Origin of the sequence: Neptunicella marina, assembly GCF_014270035.1 — a bacterium.
Classification (GTDB): Bacteria; Pseudomonadota; Gammaproteobacteria; order Enterobacterales; family Alteromonadaceae; genus Neptunicella; species Neptunicella marina.
The window spans coordinates 1-5,517 of the sequence record NZ_JACNEP010000032.1 but is presented as its reverse complement, the minus strand read 5'-3'; the positions used below and the strand labels follow the sequence as shown (position 1 = coordinate 5,517).

The window sequence follows — 5,517 nt, the reverse complement described above, 5'->3', positions numbered from 1 at the left end:
TACAATGAAATGAGGCCGCACCTGAGTTTAGATATGCAAACACCTAATCAGGTGCATAATAGAAAAGGCCAGCTACTTGAGCTGGCCTAAAAACTGTCAACCTATCTTAGGACGGGTCAATATAAACCTTAGCTAAATATAAAGCCGGTTTCATCTGCATCGAGCTTAATTTCGCTATTAGGCAATACCTTACCCGATAAAATTTGCTGTGCTAACATATTTTCAACCTGAGTCTGAATTGCACGTTTTAAAGGACGGGCACCAAACACGGGATCAAAACCAGCTTCAGCTAATTTCGCCAAGGCTTCATCAGTTACTTCAAACTGATAACCTTTTTGCTCCAGACGCTTGGTTAATGACGCAAGCTGAATTTTAGCGATTTGTTTAATCTGAGCAGCATCCAAAGGATGGAACACAACAGTATCATCAATACGGTTAATAAACTCTGGACGGAAATTCTGTGCAACCACTTCCATCACTCTGGATTTCATCAATTCGTACTGAGATTCCTGATTAAGCTCCTGAATAACATCTGAACCGAGATTCGAGGTCATAATCACCACAGTATTCTTGAAATCAACCGTACGTCCCTGCCCATCGGTTAAACGACCGTCATCCAATACCTGCAGCAAAATGTTGAAAACATCGGGATGTGCTTTTTCAACCTCATCCAGCAAAATGACCGAGTAGGGTTTCCGGCGAATGGCCTCGGTCAAATAACCACCTTCTTCATAACCAACATAACCCGGAGGAGCGCCAACCAAACGCGCAACAGAATGTTTTTCCATAAACTCTGACATGTCAATACGCACCATAGCTTGCTCGGTATCGAACATAAAACCGGCCAGCGCTTTACATAATTCAGTTTTACCTACACCTGTAGGACCAAGGAACAAAAATGAACCAATCGGACGATTGGGATCAGCAAGACCGGCACGTGTACGTCGGATCGCATTTGACACCGCGCTGACTGCCTCATGTTGTCCCACCACTTTATCGTGCAGGGCATCCTCCATACGTAAAAGCTTTTCAACTTCACCTTCGAGCATTTTAGACACAGGAATACCTGTCCAGCGCGACAACACATCGGCGATTTCGTTGTCCGTCACTTTATTTTTAAGCAAGTGCAGTTCCTGGTTTTGCGACTCAGCAGCTTGTTCCAGTTTCATTTCAAGTTCTGGTATTCGACCATACTGCAACTCGGACATGCGGCTTAAATCACTTGCACGTCTTGCGATTTCTAAATCGAGCTTGGCATGTTCAAGCTCAGACTTTATATGCTGAGCACCTTGCATCGCATTTTTTTCGTTATTCCAGACCTTTTCCAACTCAGCAAATTTAAATTCCAGCTGTTCTCGTTCCTGCTCTATTACTTCTAAACGTTTATGACTGGCATCATCGGTTTCTTTAGCCAGCGCCTGTTCTTCCAGTTTTAATTGGATGATACGACGTTCCAGTCTATCCATTTCTTCTGGCTTGGAATCTATCTGCATACGAATACTGGACGCAGCTTCATCAATTAGATCGATGGCTTTATCAGGCAATTGACGATCACTGATATAACGATGAGATAAAGTCGCTGCCGCAACAATCGCAGGGTCGGTGATATTCACCGAATGGTGCAATTCATAGCGCTCTTTTAAGCCACGTAAAATCGCAATGGTATCTTCCACGCTCGGTTCATCCACCTGAACTTTCTGGAACCGACGTTCAAGCGCCGCGTCTTTTTCAATGTACTGACGGTATTCATCCAGAGTTGTGGCACCAACACAGTGTAACTCGCCACGGGCTAATGCTGGTTTGAGCATATTGCCGGCGTCCATTGCCCCTTCACCTTTACCGGCACCGACCATAGTATGTAACTCATCTATAAACAGAATCACACTACCTTCTTCTTTGGCCAGTTCATTTAATACTGCTTTTAAACGCTCTTCAAACTCACCACGATATTTAGCTCCTGCAACCAATGCCCCCATATCCAGTGACAAAACCCGTTTGTTTTTAAGACCTTCCGGTACCTCACCATTGATAATTCGCTGAGCTAACCCCTCAACAATCGCAGTTTTACCCACGCCAGGTTCACCAATCAGTACTGGATTATTTTTAGTACGACGTTGCAATACCTGAACTGTGCGACGAATTTCTTCATCACGTCCAATCACAGGATCGAGTTTGCCCTGCTCTGCACGTTCGGTTAAATCAAGAGTAAATTTTTCCAGCGCCTGACGCATATCTTCGGCGTTAGCATCAGTGACTTTTTGACCACCACGGATTTTGTCTATCGCACTGGTAATGGAATCAGAGGTGGCACCTAACTGACGAAGAATTTCCCCAAGTTTGCCCTTATCTTCAACCGCAGCAAGCACAAACACTTCTGATGTGATGTATTGATCTTTACGTTTCTGTGCCAGTTTGTCGGTGAGATTTAGCAGTACAACAGTATCTTTGCCAAATTGTACATCACCACCCACTCCTTCAACATGGGGTAGACGCTCAATGGCCTCGGCCAATGCTGAACGTAAGCTGTTTACATTAATTTTTGCCTGATCAAGTAATGGCCTTACCGAACCGCCCTCCTGGTTTAGTAACGCCATCATTAAATGTACAGGTTCTATATATTGATGGTCGCGTCCCAGTGCCAGCGACTGAGCATCGGATATCGCTATTTGGAACTTACTGGTTAATCTGTCTGAACGCATTTCTTTACGCCTCATAAAAACTTTCTATACCAGCAAAATGGGTATTGCCTGTTTAATATTCAAGAGACGGTAAACTACAGAGTTTGATTTAACTCAAAGTTAGGTGAAGTTTTAGTCAAACCAGATATAAGACACCATACGGCCCGTTTGACCGTCGCGCCGATAAGAGAAGAACTGTTTTTCATTGGTGAAGGTACAATATTCCCCACCAACAATATTAGTAATACCCAGACGATTTAAGCGCGCTCTGGCCAACGCATATATATCAGCAAAATATTTTTGATTTTTATCTGGCGTAAAATATTGCGTATCTTCAGGGGCAAAGTTTTGCTTTACATCTTCTCCCACTTCAAAAGCGTCAGCACCAATGGCTGGTCCCAAATAAACTTGTGCTTCCTGCACAGGCAAAGCCATTTTTTCAAAACACGCTTCAATGATGCCATTGGCCAGTCCACGCCAACCAGCATGAATAGCAGCAACTGCCTTTTGTTGGGGAAACGCGATTAACAGAGGCAAGCAATCAGCGGTCATCACAGCGCAAACTACACCAGCTTTAAAAGTAAAACTGGCATCTGCAACATAAACCTGCCCGCTATTTTGTTTAAGCTCAACCACCTCAATGCTGTGGGTTTGCTCAAGCCAGTTGATGTTACGCCCATTAGGCAATCGCCTGCGATTTTCAACAACATAAGAAGGATTATCTTCAACATGCATCGCCACATTTAAGCTGTTATAAGGTGGCAAACTTACACCACCCTCGCGTGTGGATACAAACGCATTAAACCCTTCAGGCAACAACCAATCTGGCACAAAGACAGACATAATTAATCGAGTAAATCCGGATGCAGGCGTGTGTCCTCACGCAAAACATTTAACAAGGCAACAAAATCTTCAGGAAGTGGAGCCTGCCAACTCATCCATTCACCGCTTATCGGATGGAATAATTCCAACTGCGCAGCATGCAACGCCTGACGTTTAAAACCGCGGAGCATATCAATCACTTCCTGACTGGCCGCTTTGGGTGGGCGTGGACGTCCGCCATATAATTGATCACCAACCAATGGATGACGTAAGTGTGACATATGCACACGGATTTGGTGGGTACGTCCAGATTCAAGCTTTAATCTTAAATAGGTATGAGCTCTGAATTTTTCCTTCACACGATAATGTGTGACCGCTGGTTTGCCGCCTTCACGCACCGCCATACTGGTACGTTTTGTCGCATGACGACCGATCGCAGCGTCCACGGTACCACCTGCCACCATTGTTCCAATCGCTACCGCTTCATATTCACGACTAATTTCACGATGTTGTAATTGATCCACCAAATGCGTTTGCGCTTCTATGGTTTTTGCGACCACCATTAAACCTGTGGTGTCTTTATCCAAACGATGCACAATGCCCGCACGAGGCACTTTGGCAATTTCGGGAAAATGCGCTAGCAGAGCATTTAAAACAGTGCCTTCGCTATTACCGGCACCGGGGTGCACCACTAAATCGGCAGGTTTGTTAATTACCAGAATCTGTTCATCTTCATAAACGATATTAAGTTCAATTTCCTCAGCCTGATGAGTTTGCTGAATTTCAATTTCAGCCTTTATTTCAACCGCTTCTCCGCCTTGTAATTTTTCTCTTGGGGCCTGTTTGACCTCACCATCAAGCAATACCTGACCGGCAAGGATCCAGTTTTTTATGCGTGATCGTGAATAATCAGGGAACATTTCCGCCAATCCCTGATCCAAACGTTTTCCAAACAAATGTTCTGGTACTGTCGCCGTAAGCTCTAAAAGGTCGTGCATGGGTATTTCGCCAAATCTCAGATTAAAATGTGCATAGCCCAAACCGGTGGGGTAGAATGCGATGATTAAGCCTTATATTCTAACTGAATTTTTCATCGCACTGAATTGCGTTAAACGTTAAGAGTAAAAATGATTAAAATGAAAAAGCTGTATAGTGTGCTAACAGTGGCGGGTTTACTAAGTGTGACTGCCTGTTCAAGCTCACCGGATGAGGAAACCGCAATAAAAGCTCAGGGGGCTGATGCACTTTATCAACAAGCCAAAGAGCGCATGGAACTTGGGAATTTTAACGGTGCATCAGAAACACTCAGTCAACTGGATTCACGTTATCCATTTGGCCCATACTCACATCAGGTGCAACTTGATCTGATTTATGTTTATTACAAATTGGGTAAAACCGATCAGGCGATTGCGACCATTGACCGATTCACCCGATTGAATCCTAATCATGCCGATGTTGACTACGCGTATTATATGCGTGGTTTGGTCAACATGGATGCTGATCGGAATTTATTTCAGGAAATGGTGGGTATCGATCGCTCTGACCGTGATCCAACTCATAGCCGGGATGCCTTTAACGATTTCCGAACCTTGATTCAGAAATACCCTGAAAGCAAGTATGTAAACGATGCGCGTAAACGCATGGTGTACATCAAATCGCAGCTGGCCAAACATGAGTTATCAGTAGCACGTTATTACATGAAACGTGCAGCATATGTTGCGGCCGCAAATCGTGGGCAATATGTGTTAGACAATTATTCAGATACACCTCAATTAAAGCAGGCTCTGGAAATTATGGTTGAGTGTTATGATCAACTGCAGCTGGATGAACTCAAGCAAAATGCATTAAAAACACTAAAACTTAATTTCCCGGATAGCGATGTGGCGGGCTAAATAACAAGTAGTAAGAAATATAAGAAAAAAGCGCCTCATGGCTAATGCCAGTCAGTTAAGCTGACTGGCATTTTTCTTTTTATGGGGATATCGATTTGTTTTCGGTTTTACCCATCTTGGATAAG

Annotated in this window: 4 protein-coding genes; 1 reads left to right on the top strand and 3 read right to left on the bottom strand. The window is 44.0% G+C overall.

The features are described from left to right. Positions 1–128: 128 nt before the first annotated feature. The 3 genes from clpB to rluD form a co-directional block, all read right to left on the bottom strand. Positions 129–2,699 (bottom strand): ATP-dependent chaperone ClpB, encoded by a 2,571-nt coding sequence (clpB, locus tag H8B19_RS18650; protein ID WP_186508651.1) that lies wholly within the window; start codon positions 2,697–2,699, stop codon positions 129–131. Positions 2,700–2,810: 111 nt separating this feature from the next. Next, entirely contained in the window at positions 2,811–3,521 is a 711-nt protein-coding gene (pgeF, locus tag H8B19_RS18645) for a peptidoglycan editing factor PgeF (protein WP_186508648.1), read from the bottom strand. Positions 3,522–3,523: 2 nt separating this feature from the next. Beyond that, positions 3,524–4,498, bottom strand: coding sequence for a 23S rRNA pseudouridine(1911/1915/1917) synthase RluD (rluD, locus tag H8B19_RS18640; RefSeq protein WP_186508646.1), 975 nt, complete (start codon positions 4,496–4,498; stop codon positions 3,524–3,526). Between the two features lie 129 nt (positions 4,499–4,627). On the opposite strand from rluD, the gene H8B19_RS18635 reads away from it, so the two are divergent. Next, complete coding sequence (locus tag H8B19_RS18635) at positions 4,628–5,392, top strand: outer membrane protein assembly factor BamD (protein WP_422121172.1); 765 nt, start codon at positions 4,628–4,630, stop codon at positions 5,390–5,392. The last annotated feature ends 125 nt before the right edge of the window (positions 5,393–5,517 follow it).